This window comes from Veillonella parvula (assembly GCF_024461875.1).
Classification (GTDB): Bacteria; Bacillota; Negativicutes; order Veillonellales; family Veillonellaceae; genus Veillonella; species Veillonella parvula_I.
The window spans coordinates 1-16,357 of the sequence record NZ_JANGAL010000007.1 but is presented as its reverse complement, the minus strand read 5'-3'; the positions used below and the strand labels follow the sequence as shown (position 1 = coordinate 16,357).

Annotated in this window: 13 protein-coding genes; 5 read left to right on the top strand and 8 right to left on the bottom strand. The window is 34.8% G+C overall.

Annotation, left to right across the window (positions count from 1 at the left end; genetic code table 11):
* Nucleotides 1-22: 22 nt before the first annotated feature.
* From NE668_RS08820 to NE668_RS08785, 8 genes are all read right to left on the bottom strand, one after another.
* Nucleotides 23-670, bottom strand: coding sequence for a hypothetical protein (locus NE668_RS08820; protein ID WP_227037835.1), 648 nt, complete (start codon nucleotides 668-670; stop codon nucleotides 23-25).
* Between the two features lie 131 nt (nucleotides 671-801).
* Nucleotides 802-1,065, bottom strand: a complete 264-nt coding sequence (locus NE668_RS08815; protein ID WP_227037837.1) for a helix-turn-helix domain-containing protein — start codon at nucleotides 1,063-1,065, stop codon at nucleotides 802-804.
* Nucleotides 1,066-1,363: 298 nt separating this feature from the next.
* A complete protein-coding gene (locus NE668_RS08810; RefSeq protein ID WP_227037839.1) occupies nucleotides 1,364-1,984 on the bottom strand; it encodes an ERF family protein in 621 nt (206 codons plus the stop codon).
* Nucleotides 1,981-2,811 carry a hypothetical protein gene (locus NE668_RS08805; protein ID WP_227037841.1) on the bottom strand — a complete coding sequence of 277 codons (831 nt, stop codon included), beginning with the start codon at nucleotides 2,809-2,811 and terminating at the stop codon, nucleotides 1,981-1,983. The genes NE668_RS08810 and NE668_RS08805 overlap by 4 nt, the downstream gene beginning before the upstream one ends.
* A 15-nt stretch (nucleotides 2,812-2,826) precedes the next feature.
* Nucleotides 2,827-3,711: a hypothetical protein gene (locus NE668_RS08800; protein WP_227037843.1), complete on the bottom strand. Its 885-nt coding sequence runs from the start codon at nucleotides 3,709-3,711 to the stop codon at nucleotides 2,827-2,829.
* A 13-nt stretch (nucleotides 3,712-3,724) separates the two neighbouring features.
* On the bottom strand, nucleotides 3,725-4,312 hold the full coding sequence (locus NE668_RS08795) for a JAB domain-containing protein (RefSeq protein WP_227037845.1): 588 nt from the start codon (nucleotides 4,310-4,312) through the stop codon (nucleotides 3,725-3,727).
* A gap of 27 nt (nucleotides 4,313-4,339) precedes the next feature.
* Complete coding sequence (locus tag NE668_RS08790) at nucleotides 4,340-4,933, bottom strand: hypothetical protein (protein WP_227037846.1); 594 nt, start codon at nucleotides 4,931-4,933, stop codon at nucleotides 4,340-4,342.
* Between the two features lie 567 nt (nucleotides 4,934-5,500).
* Nucleotides 5,501-5,764: a hypothetical protein gene (locus tag NE668_RS08785; RefSeq protein WP_227037848.1), complete on the bottom strand. Its 264-nt coding sequence runs from the start codon at nucleotides 5,762-5,764 to the stop codon at nucleotides 5,501-5,503.
* A 298-nt stretch (nucleotides 5,765-6,062) separates the two neighbouring features.
* Here NE668_RS08785 and NE668_RS08780 point away from each other — a divergent pair, with 298 nt between their 5' ends.
* The 5 genes from NE668_RS08780 to NE668_RS08760 all read left to right on the top strand — a co-directional run.
* Nucleotides 6,063-6,260, top strand: a complete 198-nt coding sequence (locus NE668_RS08780) for a helix-turn-helix domain-containing protein (RefSeq protein ID WP_227037851.1) — start codon at nucleotides 6,063-6,065, stop codon at nucleotides 6,258-6,260.
* A 126-nt stretch (nucleotides 6,261-6,386) separates the two neighbouring features.
* A complete protein-coding gene (locus tag NE668_RS08775) occupies nucleotides 6,387-6,584 on the top strand; it encodes a helix-turn-helix domain-containing protein (protein ID WP_227037853.1) in 198 nt (65 codons plus the stop codon).
* A gap of 95 nt (nucleotides 6,585-6,679) precedes the next feature.
* Complete coding sequence (locus NE668_RS08770; protein WP_227037854.1) at nucleotides 6,680-8,989, top strand: DEAD/DEAH box helicase; 2,310 nt, start codon at nucleotides 6,680-6,682, stop codon at nucleotides 8,987-8,989.
* A 9-nt stretch (nucleotides 8,990-8,998) separates the two neighbouring features.
* Nucleotides 8,999-10,651 carry a site-specific DNA-methyltransferase gene (locus NE668_RS08765; protein ID WP_227037856.1) on the top strand — a complete coding sequence of 551 codons (1,653 nt, stop codon included), beginning with the start codon at nucleotides 8,999-9,001 and terminating at the stop codon, nucleotides 10,649-10,651.
* Nucleotides 10,652-11,334: 683 nt separating this feature from the next.
* The coding region (locus NE668_RS08760) for an ESPR-type extended signal peptide-containing protein (protein WP_256196648.1) at nucleotides 11,335-16,357 on the top strand (5,023 nt) is incomplete at its 3' end.

Below are 16,357 nucleotides of genomic sequence, written 5' to 3'. Positions count from 1 at the left end.
ATTTAGCTTTTTAGATAAGCTTTTATAAGTCTTTATACTCTTTAACTTTTTCAATAAATTTATCAAAATTAAATTCGTCTATTTTTTCAACTTCAAACTGGGGTTGTACTGTATCAAGCGGAGCACCTTTTGTATTGAAAAGGCCTTCTAGTTTTACTGAGTTTTGTGCTGGTATAAATCCGTATATGTTAGTCTTAACATCGTGTCCGGCACTTGTACTTTGTACTTTAATTTTTACTAGTACATATTTTTTTGATGTATTATTAGCTGTTACCCAAAATGATCCATCAGAATTAACAGAATACTTAAGGAATTTTATATCATCTTTTGATGGGCCAAAAAACCATGAGGATTTAGTTAAATCATTATAAGCTTCGTCATCTTTTAAATTCCCATTAATTACAAATTTTGCTAATGGAGTATATTTTTGATATCTTGCACTCTCTGTAGATGAGTTACCAAATAAACCAAGCCAATTTAAAACTCCGTAAAGTATTGCAGCTGTAATTATGAACGTTATGATTTTTAAAACCTTATCAGCTTTTTTGCCCTCTGGCGATGCGTTTTTTTGAAATTCCTCCTCAGAAATATCATTATCCCAAGATTGAATTAGTTCTTTGCTACCGCTTTTTAAGTCTGTTAATTGTTTTTGTAATTCTTCTTTTAACATTAAAGGTACTCCTTATTTGTTGTTATTAAAAAAATTTTGATTATAAAATTATAGTTCTAATTATTGTTCCAATACTTCTCTTTTTTTCAAATTTTTTGCCTAAAACGTCTTTTTGTTTTCTTTAAGAAGAATTATTTTGAGGTAGGCCACATTTCTCGATCTTGCTCGGTAAATGTAACTAATGTTGCAAGTTCAATATTTAATCCTATGGCAATATCTAATAACATTGAAAGTGAAATGTTGTTATTATATTTTCCTCGCTCTACTCGTCCTAGTGTATCAGGACTAACATTGATTTTTTCAGCTAACTGAGCTTGTGTTAGACCTCGTAACGTTCTGTAATATGCGATTTTAGCACCAACCTGCTTGAATATAATAAGTTTTGCATTTTTCATGTTATGAGTCCCTCATTAAAAATTGCTTCATTTTATTTTCACATATATAACCTAAAAATGGAACAGCCTGATAAATCGTAAAACTGTATATATTAGTCTGATTTTTTGATATATATTATGAAAAATTATATTATATCTAGTTTTTTTTTTAAAGAAGAAATGAATCATATCGCATTAAAGATATGGCTCATTTTTTATTCATCTGAAATTAAATATAAAAAGATTGTAGTAGCTGCATCTACAATGATTTGTGTAATTACTGGATTCATAGTCTCACCTCCTCTCACAATACAGTGGATTATGCTACAGATTGATGATTCTTCTGACAATTCATACACAAAGGCATATGATACCGTTGTGTAGAGAAGCTAGATACTTTACTCGAAATGGTACAGCCACAGTCTGCACAATGTAAAGCCTCACTTACCATACGTTGATTACTCCTAGCTTTTTGTCTTGTCGTAGATGCTTTAGGTGGTATGACTTGTGTATTAAGGTCTGTAGTATTATCCGCTTCAGGGTCATCGCCAGTAGCAATACAGAAGCTAAGCATATAAGCATATTTTATAGCTGCTGTTTCAGCTTTCATAATAGCTTTATCACCACTGTCTTGTCCTGATCCAATGCCACTGATTTGTACTGATTCACCTGTTTCTACATCAATAATAGAAATTATAACGCTAATGGTAGCATGCTTATCTATGTTCCCTTTTGCAGTTTGCACCTCACGTAAATCAAGAAGAGTAGGAGTAACAGCCGTAATTAACCCCACGCTTGTTAGTGCGTCATTGACTCGTTCTAACACATCGCTGCTAGTAACGTAAGAATACCCATGAAAGGTATTTTCACCTGTTTTTTCAATGTAGCTACAGCTTTTCATAGCGAGTGATAGCTTTTCATATAAGCCTGTATTCGTCATTTTTGTTCCTCCACTTGCACCCCAGATCGTGCCAAATAATAACTTAGACCTGCAGATGCATCCATATGTACATCACCATCCCAACGATGTGTAAAATGATTTAAGACATCAGTAATTGTTGACGTGTTGACCGCTCCATATTGAGAAAGCAAGTCTTTCCATAAAGGATATGTTTTTTCGGTCAAATACGCTTGAATTTCAAGTCTGTCATTTAATCGAACAGGAGATTTCTTTAGCAATCGTTGAATCATATCTTTTGGTGTTTCTGTATCTTGGTTCCAATCAATTGTAGTTACAATTACAGTTCCACTGCATAGATACCCCGTAACAGTATTGTTTTCCTCAATTAGTAGAAGAATAGGTTTACTATGACTTTTATGTAAATCAAGTAATGATATAGGCCAATAAGAAATAACTTCAGTTTCCATATGGTTTGCTGCTTTGGCGCGCTGTAATTCGGATATCTTAGATTCAGAAACACCCACCATATACATCCATTCCTGGTTATCTATAGTGGGTAAAATAAATTGGTAAGTATATTGATTATCTTGTCCAGACATTAGCGCATCTCTTTCTTTCCAGGCATCTTGCAAAGGTGTATTAGAGTAAGTTTTCTTAAATATGAGCTGTGGAATCTCGGTATAGGCTAACGAGTAGAGTGTAGGGTTATTTTTGTTTTTACGATGAACGTCTGCTAAATCTGAAATGAGCGATTGACTCCGTTTACATACATATCGATCTAACACTTTAATTTTATTTTGAATTCGTTTTACTAGAGACACATATAGGCTTGTGTCTGTAATAATAATGCCACAGTATTGTGTCATAATGCCTCCTTTCAATTATGCTGACTTTACTTGTTGTGCTGCTTCAATCTCTTTACATTGAGCGGATACAGTACAATAACCTTCACATTTTCTACCATGCCAAGTTTCGCGTTGGCTACATTTCTTTGGTACAACACCGGTTTCTATCGCTTGTTGTAACCGTTTTGCTTTAGCATCCATGTATCGTTTCAACCAATGGTTACTAATGGGGTTAATGGGGATGAGATATAACGGCTGTGTAATGCCTCGTTCGGAAGCAATGCGTAATCCTGTATCGCGACAAAGGGCCTGAATCACCATAGATGATACCGTATAGTTTTCTTCCTCTAACAGTAGTCGATAATAGTTCAACTGTAACGCCCAGTCTAATACATAACGTACGCCATCGGTGAATAATTCTTTTCGTGTTTTAGGTTGTCCTTTCTTCAAACCTGTTTTATATACTTCACCAGTTTCTACATCCTTTTTGTAGTAACCTAATGCTCTCATCAACTTATAGGAACTGGTAATTTTCAAATCACCCAGTGTGGTATCCGTATTGGATAACACTTGCCCATATAAATCAAGCTGTCCTGTTGTGGTGGTATTCTTCAAACGCTCTTCTGAAAGCATATTGCCACTGGTATGACGCTCTGTAATGGTATGCACAGCGGAACCATGTAAAGCATATAGTTGTTTTTGCGGATTTACGGCGTATTCAGTAATCTTTTTTAGATATAACTCACGAGTTCCACTTAGTAGTTCAGTAACTGAAGGCTTAGTTAAATTGCGTTCTAATGATGAAGCTACAGCACGTAATGTAGGTAGAAACATACATCTCGTACCTTGTGGGCATCGTAGTAGACATTCATACATATTAATTTCATCCCCATTGGGACAAATAAATCGTTTAGCTGGCATAGTATTTTCCTCCTTATAATTGACCACACTCATTCATACTATGAAATTCACCATGTCCGATGATGATATGATCTAAGACAGGAATATCAAAGAGCCTACCAGCTTCTACAATTCGTTTGGTACCACGAATGTCTAATTCACTAGGATGCGAGTCTCCAGATGGGTGGTTATGAACAATGACAATTCCACATGCCTTCAAGCGAACTGCCGAAGAGAAGATGCATTTAATATCAAGTGAAGCACTTGTCACATCACCGATAGAAATATCTTCAAATTTAATAAGGTGATTGCGAGCATTAAGATATAACACTCGCACGTGTTCTGTTTCAAAATATTGCATATCTGACATCGCTTTGTAGATATCAATAGGTCTACCTACATTAATAGGGGCCTTACGAGTGCGATTCTGTACATTCTTAATAATAGACTTAATAGCTCGTAGTTTAGCAATGCCACGGTTACCCATACCAGGTGCGTCGTACCATTCAGCTTCTTCTGCATGAAATAACGCATCATATGGATCGCCATAGCGTTCAACTAATTCTTGTACGGATGCCTTTGGTAATAGTTCTGTTAACATAGTTTCAACTGTTGTATTCATAATAGATTCTCCTTATATTGAAATAACTTATTTAGATTCGTAGCTGGCGATATGACACCAGTTATTTGCATTAGATGATTTAATATATCGATTGATTTTAGAGTGAATGGCTTTAAAGCCATCAAATATATCAATGTGTAACGTTGGATACGTTTTAGCTAAGAAGCATTTGAATGCGATTAAACTAATAAAATAGTTGACGTCATACGTTTCATCAATATACCGTTCAAATTTAATTCGTATAGGTAAATATATCTGTGATGTATCCGTATTGATATAGATTAGTTCTGAATGCTCCTCTGATAGATAATGTAGTTTCACAGTGGGCGATAAGTACACACGACAATATTCCAGATCAATAGGATGAGTTCCGTCTTGGCTCTCTGTGTGAACACGAAGGATATACTCCTTAGTTTGTGTATGTTGATAGATATCATAATCAATGATGATATGTTTTCGACTGTCTGTCAGTAGATTGGCAAACATGCCCATACGAACAAGGGGGATATCTAAACGTTCGACTTGCTCTGTAAAAGCCCATTGTAAAGCTTTTAGTAATGGCTGAAGGCTTAATTGTTTCTTGCTAATAAATAGAAATGTATTTTGGTAATATTTGCTCATACCAATCCTCCAAATAAAAATACCCCTAGGTGTCAGTGCACCTAGGGGAGAACCTTAAGGAATAGCTATATATGCTATCAATCTTATAATATACAATTGAAAAGATAGACTTTTTCAATTCAATAGTTATAGAGCATATAATTTGTACGCATTCTAATATATTAACTCTGCAATTTATAGAATATAAAATTAATACTATAGCAAATATAATTAAGTTTTATAAGAAATTATATATTTTTTTTATTATCCTATTTTTTAATCTAACATAACAATCTGTTCCTAGCTCCATCTTCTGAAGTTCTAGGATTGTCTTTAAAGTTATGAGCTCATCTAAAGAGCCTGATTGTTCTATTATTCTATTAAACGCTTCATATAGATCAATTGGGAGTTCCTTTAAACTTCCTTTTTTGCTTGAGTCTGACTTCATTGATATATCCTCACAAGTAATAACAGTAGTACTTTATACCTTCTTTAGGCGTAGATTGTTTCTTTGATTGATGGTTATAAATTTTAACTTTGGTTGTACGAAATTATAGAGTAGCGATAAAGAGTATAAATAATTAGGATTTATAGTTTTTTATAAACCATTTTGCCTATACCCATTTTTAATTGCGTGTATTCAGTTGAAGTAAAACTCTCTTTATATTGTTCTATTAGTGTCTTTAGTAGTTGAAACTCTTCTAAAGAACTTGCTTTTGATATTAAGGTAACAAAGGCCTTATATAGAGGATAAGGCTGTGGAATAAGATCATCTTTTTTATAGAAGGCCAACTCGTTTAAGATATCTTGCTCAGTATTAACTTTATCATTTTTTACCTTTTCTTTTGACATGTAGTTCCTCCTTAATTACAAATTTTATTGCCACAACACAATTCTTTGGTTTTATTATATCATTAATCATTATTTGTATATATTAATATGCAAATAATACTTTTTTAGAATAATGTATTAGCTGATATAAGGACAGACGATAGCGGTATTAACTAGCTAATATTAATTCATGTTATTGTTTGTATTTTAGCTTCATATTAATACAGAATAATTAAAATATTTTTTTATTAATTTAAAAAGGCGTTTAAAGTTGTTTGGTAATTAACATATAAATAATATTAAAGAAAGGAGGATAATTATGCTAATAGAGAAAAAAGTACTCTATGTTGCAGAGGCAGCGTCACTTCTTGGATGCTGTGCACAAGTAGTATATCAATTAATAGAAGCCGGTAAACTTCAAGCCTATAAAGAGGAAGGTAGAAAATGTTGGAGAATACCAGCTGAAGCTTTAGATCTTTATATAATGAACTGCCAGGATAGGTTTTTGGCAAAATAAATAATAGGATTCAATACCTTATTTTGTATTACGTTATGGTTCTGTGATATGAATTTTGTATAGTTTTGTTTGATTTCTAGAGAACTTCTAACATAGAAGTAATATATAATGAAGGAGGTATTGAATATGCTATTAAATCAAGAAAATGATATTTTAACGGTAGATGATCTATGTGATGTGTTACGAATCGGTAAAAATGCTGCATACAAGTTAATCAATTCAGGTAAATTAAAATGCTATCGTATTAATCGAACATGGAAGATTCCAAGACAAAGTGTAGAGGAATATATAGATGAGGCTAGAAATAGCTATTTTATTGCATAATCCATCCCCTAGGGCCAATGGCTCTAGGGGATATTTTTTGGATAAAGTTGATATGATATACTGAGTATATATTTCGTAGTCTTTGGGGGAGCCATATGATACAGATACAATTAAAACAGTTTCAACAAAATACTATTGATAAGATTTTGGAACAATTTGAAGACCCTGATGGAACACAGAAAATGTTGGTAAAAGCACCAACAGGTAGTGGTAAAACGATCACATTAATTGGCTTAATTGAACGGATGGAAGCTGATTATCCTGGGCGATATGTGTATTGTTGGCTAACACCAGGTAAAGGTGAGTTGGAAGAACAGTCTGAAGAAAAAATGAAAAGATTTTCACCTTCATTACATACAGGAAATCTTAATGATGTATTAACTTCTGGATTTAATTCTGATGTAACGTATTTTATTAACTGGGAGACAATCACCAAAAAAGGTAACCGTGCTCTAAAGGATAGTGAACGGAAAAATTTATATGAGCAAATTGCTATAGCACATAAAAATAAAATAGAGTTTGTTGTATTGATTGATGAAGAGCATCAGAATAATACTAAAAAGACTCGTGATATTATAAGTGCTATGAATCCAGTACGTGAAATTCGTGTGTCAGCTACGCCTGATTTGCGTCGTGGTATAGACTCGTATGTAATTTCTGAAGAGACTGTTATTTCTGAACAACTTATCACAAAAGCGTTGTATATTAATAAGGATTTAAATGTTAGTTTTTTACAAGACGAAAATGACGAGCTTAAAATACTTCTTGATAAAGCTGACGAAACACGCAAAGAAATTTATCATGCATACCAAAATAAAGGAGAAGATGTAAATCCTTTAGTTTTGATACAATTTCCTAGTCTGAGTGACTCTATGATCAGTCGTGTAGAAAAGATTCTAGAAGAAAAGGGATATAATTATGATAATCTGATGGTTGCAAGTTGGTTTAGTGAGGAAACTAAAGCTGATAAAGAAATGCACTCCAAAAAGTTAGAGAAAATTAATATTGGTGATGTAAATGAGGCTAATAGTATAACTCATAATAATGCAAAACCATGTTTCCTATTGTTTAAACAGGCCTTATCAACAGGATGGGATTGTCCGAGAGCAAAAATACTAGTGAAGTTACGTGAAAATATGAATGAAAATTTTGAGATTCAAACATTGGGTCGATTGAGACGAATGCCAAAGGCAGTGCATTATGGTGAGGATATTCTCGATTGTGCATATCTCTACACACTAGATGAAAAATACAAAGAGGCAGTTATTCATGATGGTACAGGGTATGAGGTAAAGCGTGTCTTTTTAAAATCAGCAGCAAAACCAATAAAAATTTATAAAGAGTATATTGATAATAATTATAATTATATTGATATGAAACAAGCTCGTACGCTGTTATATGCGTACTTTATAGATAAATTTAATTTAGTTTCATTAGTTAAAAACTCAAATGGTTTAAATTATAATATACATACTTTAGAATCGAATGGATTTATATTTGGAACTAAGTTAATTCGAAAATTTTTAAATGGGCGATTTAGAACTCTTGCTGATGTTATAAATGCAACTAGTGAAAATGATATAAAGTTTGAGGTGAATACACATGTCCATGGTTTGTTATTACGTCATGAGATAGGTCGTTTTTCAAAGGTTCTAGGGTTAGACTATGATAATACACAACGACTCTTCAGAACTTTATTTATGTCTGGACGGGTATCTGGTACTTCTTTAGCTTACAAGATTCTTCCGCTTGAATTGCGGGAATACTATGCTTTTATTATTAATAATAAAGATTTAATCTATGATGCTTTAGTTGATTTTGAGAAAAAAAGCAAATCACTATCTCAAAGACCTCAACAAAATCAGATTTTTGTAGATATTAAAGAAGAGACCTCCTCTATTTTGTCTGAAGAGGTTTATCCTATAATACCTGAAACCCATCCGATTAACTTTCTGAAAAATGTATATAATGACTATGATTCTTCTATGTTAGACTTTAGGTCTACACCAGAGAAGTTATTTGAAAAATATTGTGAAACATTGAAATCGATTAAGTTTGTTTATAAAAATGGTGATAAAGGAATAAATTATATTTCGATGGTTTATCACATGGCATTAGGGCGGGCTCGTAGCTTCTACCCTGATTATTTAGTTCAGATGGATGATGGGACAATATGGATTGTAGAAACTAAAGGTGGAGAAACTAAGGCTGGTCAGGATAAAAATATTGATATTGAGGCTAAACACAAGTTTGAAGCGTTAGTAGCATACGCTAAAAAATATAATTTAAAATATGGTTTTGTACGAGATAAGAATAGTGATTTATACATTAATACAACGGATAGGTGGGTAGATGATCTATCTGATATATCTGTATGGAAGCGTATTGAAACAGTTTTAAAATAGAGGTATAGTATGGCAAATTTATCAGAAGAAAAACGAATACGTATGCTTTCTTTTTTAGAATCATTACGTGAAGTAAATAAAGATGATGCTTCGAGCCTTCGTGCTATTAATGAAATTGAACAAGTATTGAATGAAAAGAAGTATGGATTAGTATGGGAAGAGCATACGGAGCAAGTTGATGAATTAGCAGAGAGCAATATTCTGGTTTTTAAAGAAAGTAGATCAAAGAAAATTAGAAAAGAAAACGATAAGTTTTATAATTTTCTTTTAGAAGGGGATAATTTGCATTCTTTAAAATTACTAGAAAAGACACATAAGGGGAAAATTAAAGTAATATATATAGATCCACCATATAATACAGGCAATAAAGATTTTAAGTATAATGATCAATTTGTTGATTCTAATGATTCCTATGCACATAGTAAATGGTTGAGTTTTATGTCTGTCCGATTAAAAATAGCTAAAAACTTATTATCTGATGATGGAATTATATTCATTAGTATTGATGATAATGAGCAAGCACCTTTAAAGTTACTCTGTGATGAGATTTTTGGTGATACTAATTTTATTGGACAGCTACATTGGAAACGAAAGAAACAACCATCTTATTTACATGGAAATATAGCTAGTGTAATGGAATATATTACTGTATTTGCAAAGCATAGAGCAAAGGCTCCTAAATTAGCTATTGACACAACCACTGATTCTACTACGCGCGTAGATAATGCATCTAATCAAGCTTCTGTGCGAGAAATAAAGGCTGGAATAAGAGTGAAACTCGCTTCCGATATTGTATGTATTCCTAAAGGTGTATATAAAAATAAAACTATGTCCACAGAATTTCTTGATGATGTGTATATAGAAAATGGGCGAACAAAAAACTCTTTCAGAGCAGTCGCAAAATATAGAGATAGTCAAGAGCGAATTAATCAATTTTGTGACGAGGATGTATTTTTTATTACGAAAAATTATAGTTTTAGAAGAGATAAGCTCCAATCAGATTTAAATAATAGAAAGGCGATAACAGATTTATTATTAGACTGGGGCGACAATCAAGATGCTGATAAAGAATTTAAGGCTATAGTGAAAAGTGACAACTTTTCTTATCCTAAACCATCTAGTTTAATTTATAATCTTATAAAGTCATATGGTGAGAATGATATTACTATATTAGATTTTTTTGCTGGATCTGGAACTACAGGTCATGCTGTTGCAAGATTAAATAGTGATGACGGTGGTCAGCGTAAATATATTCTTTGTACAAATAATGAGAATAATATTTGTGAGGAAGTTACTTATCAAAGATTAGTTAATATACAAAATGAGTTACCTCATAATCTTAAGTATTTTAAGACTGGATTAATAAGTAAAGATGTAAATGTTTCTTTAATTGATGATCTATTAGACTATATTAGGCCGTTGGTTGAGTTGGAGAATACATGTGATATTGATAATTCATTAATGAAGATTTTTTTGAGTGAAGATGAATTTGATTTGTTTATGGCGGATGATAAAGATATTGTTTTAACAAGAGTATTTTTAGCTTCAGATATTTTACTGTCGTCGAAACAGGAACAAAAGCTGGTTAAAGCTAAATGTGAGATAATTCGTATTCCCGAATATTATTATCGAGATGAATTGATTGAATCTGGTGATATATAATAATTTATTGCCTACTTAATATATATAAAAAGGAAGGGGCTTCGCCCTTCCTTTTTATATATATGTTGTAGGATTAAAAATGATTTATATACGTTATCTTAGTTTATATACTAGTGGAATTTTGGAACATTGGAATCTTTTTTATAGAATAAAGTAGTGAACAGATTCTCCTTGCAAGTATAAAAAATAACGTAATTATGCTTGCATATATGCTTGCAAACATATGTAAATGCTGGTGAAGCTTGATAAATGCTGATTTTGTCTACACACTTCTAAGCCGTGGGTCGGGGGTTCGAATCCCTCCTGGATCACCAAAGAAATAAACGGATAGCTCGTAATGAGCTATCCGTTTTTGTTTGCGTTTTTAGCATAGTTACATATAAAAAAAATGTAAAAAGATAAATCTGCATTAAAAATGAATAAAATTTCATAAACTAATATATGAATGAGTAAAATAATGTACTTATAAGATGGCAAAAGTCTAAAATAGAATTAAAATAATACTGTAAATACTGGATTCTTATATGATGATAAAGCATGAATAGAAAATGAAATCATCTTGATTGTTATATTGAAAATTTTATATAATTATAAATATTATAGTTAATTATAAGCTTTCATATGTAAGTATGAGGTTTTATAAATGGATATTTAGGTTATAGTTCTTGTAATAGGAGTGTTTCATGAATAAGATTTTCAAGGTGATTTGGAGTAAAAGCAAAGAGTGTTATGTAGTTGTGTCTGAGATAGCAAATAACTATAGTGCTAAAAAGGCTGTATTGACTAGTGTTTTTGCTGTGTTGGCGGTAACTGGTGGTGCAGCTCATGTTATGGGGGCGACTTTACCGTCGGAGCTAACAGACAAAGGCTCTATTAAAATCGGTCAGTATGCAACTACAAGTAATATGTCTAGTATAGTTATAGGGACAAGCAGTCAATTTAGAACTTCTTCAGTTGATGGGTATAGGGCAATTGGTATTGGCTCTGGGATTATTGCTAGTGGTAATAATAGTGTTTCTATCGGTGGACATTCTCGAGCAACAGAAGATCAGGCAATTGCTATCGGTGGAGCTTCTGATGATAGTGGTGCTAAAGCGACGGGTTCTCAATCTATTGCTATCGGTGGTAATACTGTAGCTAGTGGGGATTCTTCTATTGTAGTCGGAGGTGATGACGTAGAGGTCGCATTCGCTAGAACTGTAACTTATACAGATATTAACACTGGACAAGCAAAAACGGGTACATTGAGACAGGCATCTATAGATTTGGCGAATATCCAACTACCTCAATACATAACTGCTACAGCTAGTCATGCAGGGACTGCCATTGGTATGAAAACTAAAGCCGGTGACTTGGGTCTTTCTCTCGGCATGGGGGCGGATTCTGCTACTCGCCTAGATGGTAAGGCTGGTAATGTAGTTAATGCTATCGCTATCGGTGCCGGTGCCAAAGCTAATCGGGATAACTCCATTGCAATCGGTGGTGGTGCTAATACTGATGCAGCGGGTGTGGCACAAACAAGCTATACTATGAGTAATGGAGATACGGTTAACTGGGCCGGTGGTGAAAATGTGTTGCCTGGTGACGTTGTATCCTTCGGTGCTCCTGGTTATGAACGTCAGCTCAAAAATGTAGCACCTGGTATTGTTAGTGCAACTTCTACCGATGCGGTGAATGGCTCTCAATTATATGCAATAGCTGAGAAGACTTTATCTAAATATATTTCTATTAATTCTGATTTGGCTGGGAATAAATCTAATAAAGGTGCAGCGGCAACTGATTCTATGGCTATAGGTCCTGATGCTTCTACAACAACTGCTGCTATTAAAGGGACTGCTTTAGGTAGTGGTGCAACTGTTACTGTAGCGAATGGTGTAGCTATAGGTTCACAGTCTAAAGCAAGCACAGCTAGCGGTGTAGCAGGCTATGATGTAAATGACTCTAGAACCGATAAATATGGATCTTTATCCGGTAAAGCATTGACATCTACTTTAGGTGCCTTTGCTGTAGGTAATGAGACTAATACACGTCAAATCACAGGTGTGGCTGCTGGTACAGCTGATACAGATGCTGTAAATGTGGCACAGTTAAAGAGTGTGAATTTGAAAGTAGCTGGAGATACTGGTACAGGTGATGTTAATCTTGCTAATAGTACTTTAAATATTAAAGGTGCTGGTCTTGCTAAAACGACTGCATCTGGTAAAGATGTAACAGTAACTGTGACAGAAAAAGCAGTTAAACAAGAAGCTGTTAAAGCGGTTACAATGGCAGCAGCGGATCCTAATGGTCCAATTACAGTGACACCTGAGCTTACTGCGGACAAAGATACAGCAACTTACAAAGTTGGTATCGATCCAACTAAAGTAGCTGAGTCTACTAAGTTGACCTATAAGGATAATGATGGTGCAGATAAGACCGTTACATTAAAAAAAGGTTTGAACTTTAAGAACGGTACTATGACGACTGCTACTACTGCTGTAGATGGGGTAGTAACTGTTGATATCAATGATGATACAAAGGCTAAAATCAATAATGCGGCAACAAATAAGCTAGATAATCTTACATCAGATGGTGAACAAAAGGTTAAGAGCTTATCTGCATGGAAGGTAAAGGCTAATAATAGTAATGCTGAAACAGTAACAGGTGGAGATACAGTTGCATTTAATGATGGCTCCAATATCGCTATTACTCAAAATGGTAAGACATTTACTGTGGCGACTAAAAATGATGTGAACTTTAATACTGTAACGGCTACGACGAAAGTAACAACACCTGCGGTAGAAGGGCTTACTAATACGTCCTGGACACCTGGTATTACAACTCCTGTTAGTGGTCGTGCGGCAACAGAAGATCAATTGAAAGCCGTTGATACACAAGTAGCAACAAATAAAGATGCTATTGCTAAGAATAAGGATAATATCGATAAGAACAAGGATAATATTGCAAAGAATGCGGATAATATCACGAAGAATGCTACAGAAATTGCCACAAATAAAGGTAATGTTGCAACTAATACGGCAGCCTTGGCTCGTAAAATCTCTTTAGGTGGTAATACTGGTAGCACAACAGAAAAATCCTTAAGTACAGGTGATGTGAAGTTTAATGTAAAAGGTGCAGGCCTTGTAACGACTTCTGCAGCTGGCGATGATGTAACAGTAACCGTGACAGAAAAAGCAGTTAAACAAGAAGCTGTTAAAGCGGTTACAATGGCAGCAGCGGATCCTAATGGTCCAATTACAGTGACACCTGAGCTTAGCGCGGACAAAGATACAGCGACTTACAAAGTTGGTATCAATCCAACTAAAGTAGCTGAGACTACTAACTTGACCTATAAGGATAATGATGGTGCAGATAAGACCGTTACATTAAAAAAAGGTTTGAACTTTAAGAACGGTACTATGACGACTGCTACTACTGCTGCAGATGGGGTAGTAACTGTTGATATCAATGATGATACAAAGGCTAAAATCAATAATGCCGCAACAAATAAGTTAGATAACCTTACACCAGATGGTGAACAAAAAGTTAAGAGCTTGTCCGCATGGAAGGTAAAGGCTAATAACAGTAATGCTGAAACAGTAACAGGTGGAGATACCGTTACATTTAATGATGGATCCAATATTGCTATAACTCAAAATGGCAAGACATTTACTGTAGCGACTAAAAATGATGTAAACTTTAATACGGTAACAGCTACGACAAAGGTGACCGCACCTGCAGTTGAAGGGCTTACAAATACGTCCTGGACACCTGGTACTACAACTCCTGTTAGTGGTCGTGCGGCAACAGAAGATCAATTGAAAGCCGTTGATACACAAGTAGCAACAAATAAAGATAATATTGCTAAGAATAAAGATAATATTGATAAGAATAAGGACAATATTGCAAAGAATGCGGACAATATCACGAAAAATGCTACAGAAATTGCCGCAAATAAAGGTAATATTGCAACCAATACGCAGAACATTGCAACTAATACGGCAGCCTTGGCTCGTAAGATTTCCTTAGGTGGCGATACAGGTAATACAACAGAGAAATCCTTAAGTACAGGTGATGTGAAGTTTAATGTAAAAGGTGCAGGCCTTGTAACGACTTCTGCAGCTGGTGATGATGTAACAGTAACTGTGACAGAAAAAGCAGTTAAACAAGAGGCTGTTAAAGCGGTTACAATGGCAGCAGCGGATCCTAATGGTCCAATTACAGTGACACCTGAGCTTAGCGCGGACAAAGATACAGCAACTTATAAAATTGGAATCGATCCAACTAAGGTAGCAGAATCTACTATCCTGACTTATAAGGATAATGATGGGGCAGATAAGACCGTTACATTAAAGAAAGGTTTGAACTTTAAAAACGGTACTATGACGACTGCTACTACTGCTGCAGATGGGGTAGTAACTGTTGATATCAATGATGATACAAAGGCTAAAATCAATAACGCTGCAACGAATAAGCTAGATAACCTTACACCGGAAGGCGAACAAAAGGTTAAGACCTTAGCAACATGGAATGTCGCTACTGCTGCTGATGGTGGAACTCATTCCGGTGACTCCACAAGTACTGTAACTGGTTCTGATACAGTGACTTTTAAAGCAGGTAATAACCTAAATGTAAATCAAACTAGTAGAGATATTACATTCTCCTTAAATAAAGAGATTTCTGATATGACTAGTTTAGGTCTTATAAATCCGGATGGTGCAAAGGCAACTATTAAGACTGGAAAAGGTGATGCTCATGTAGGTGAAACAGACCAAGCGGATCGCATTGTTTATACTAATGCAACTGGTACTGAAGAACAGATAGCAACATTAAAAGACGGTTTGCAATTCGGTGGCGATAATAATCCTGAAGTTATTAATAAGACATTGAATCAGAAGCTAGAAGTTGTTGGCGGTGCTGACGCAGCGAAATTGTCCGATAACAATATCGGTGTTAATGCGAAAGACGGTAAGTTGCACGTGCAATTGTCTAAAGAATTGAATGACTTGACTAGCGCTCAATTCAAAAACGGCAATGCAGTATCTACAATCAGTGGTGCAGGCACGACTGTGACAGACGGTACGAATACAACTCAATACGGTCCTAAAGGCATGACCATTAATCCTGGTGCGAATGAAATATCTCTTACCGATAAAGGCTTAAACAATGGTGGTAAAGTCATCTCCAATGTAGCGAGCGGCGGTGATGTTGATACGAATGCGGCGAACATCGGCGATGTGAAGAAAGCGGCTGCAGCATCCAAAACGACAGTATCTGTTAATAAGAAAGATACAGAAACTCCGAATTTGGTACTAGAAAAAACTGTAGATCCTGCTGATGGTCATACAAATTATGATATCAAGTTGGCAAGTAAAGTTAACTTAGGAAATGATAATGTTGTGCTTGATGGTGCAGATGGTACTGTTAAGACTAAAGGCAATATTACATCCGAAGGTACTGTAGAAGGTAAAGACCTCAAAGCGGGAGATGTAACTGTTAACAAGGACAACAAAGGTACTGTGAATGGTTTATCCAATAAGACATGGACTCGTGGGCAGGCTCCTGTGAGCGGTCAAGCAGCGACAGAAGACCAAATCCAAGAGGTAGATACTCGTGTTATCGCTGTAGAAGATAAGGTAGCGGACTTCGGTTGGTTGGCGAAGAGCAGTGCCGTAGGTACAGGTCAAGCAACAGGTAATAACACAGCCACTAAAGTGGGGGACAAAA

Excerpts from the sequence above, each read along its gene's own strand:
- NE668_RS08820 (WP_227037835.1), bottom strand. The coding sequence starts at position 670 with ATGTTAAAAGAAGAATTACAAAAACAATTAACAGACTTAAAAAGCGGT.
- NE668_RS08815 (WP_227037837.1), bottom strand. The coding sequence starts at position 1,065 with ATGAAAAATGCAAAACTTATTATATTCAAGCAGGTTGGTGCTAAAATC.
- NE668_RS08810 (WP_227037839.1), bottom strand. The coding sequence starts at position 1,984 with ATGACGAATACAGGCTTATATGAAAAGCTATCACTCGCTATGAAAAGC.
- NE668_RS08805 (WP_227037841.1), bottom strand. The coding sequence starts at position 2,811 with ATGACACAATACTGTGGCATTATTATTACAGACACAAGCCTATATGTG.
- NE668_RS08800 (WP_227037843.1), bottom strand. The coding sequence starts at position 3,711 with ATGCCAGCTAAACGATTTATTTGTCCCAATGGGGATGAAATTAATATG.
- NE668_RS08795 (WP_227037845.1), bottom strand. The coding sequence starts at position 4,312 with ATGAATACAACAGTTGAAACTATGTTAACAGAACTATTACCAAAGGCA.
- NE668_RS08790 (WP_227037846.1), bottom strand. The coding sequence starts at position 4,933 with ATGAGCAAATATTACCAAAATACATTTCTATTTATTAGCAAGAAACAA.
- NE668_RS08785 (WP_227037848.1), bottom strand. The coding sequence starts at position 5,764 with ATGTCAAAAGAAAAGGTAAAAAATGATAAAGTTAATACTGAGCAAGAT.
- NE668_RS08780 (WP_227037851.1), top strand. The coding sequence starts at position 6,063 with ATGCTAATAGAGAAAAAAGTACTCTATGTTGCAGAGGCAGCGTCACTT.
- NE668_RS08775 (WP_227037853.1), top strand. The coding sequence starts at position 6,387 with ATGCTATTAAATCAAGAAAATGATATTTTAACGGTAGATGATCTATGT.
- NE668_RS08770 (WP_227037854.1), top strand. The coding sequence starts at position 6,680 with ATGATACAGATACAATTAAAACAGTTTCAACAAAATACTATTGATAAG.
- NE668_RS08765 (WP_227037856.1), top strand. The coding sequence starts at position 8,999 with ATGGCAAATTTATCAGAAGAAAAACGAATACGTATGCTTTCTTTTTTA.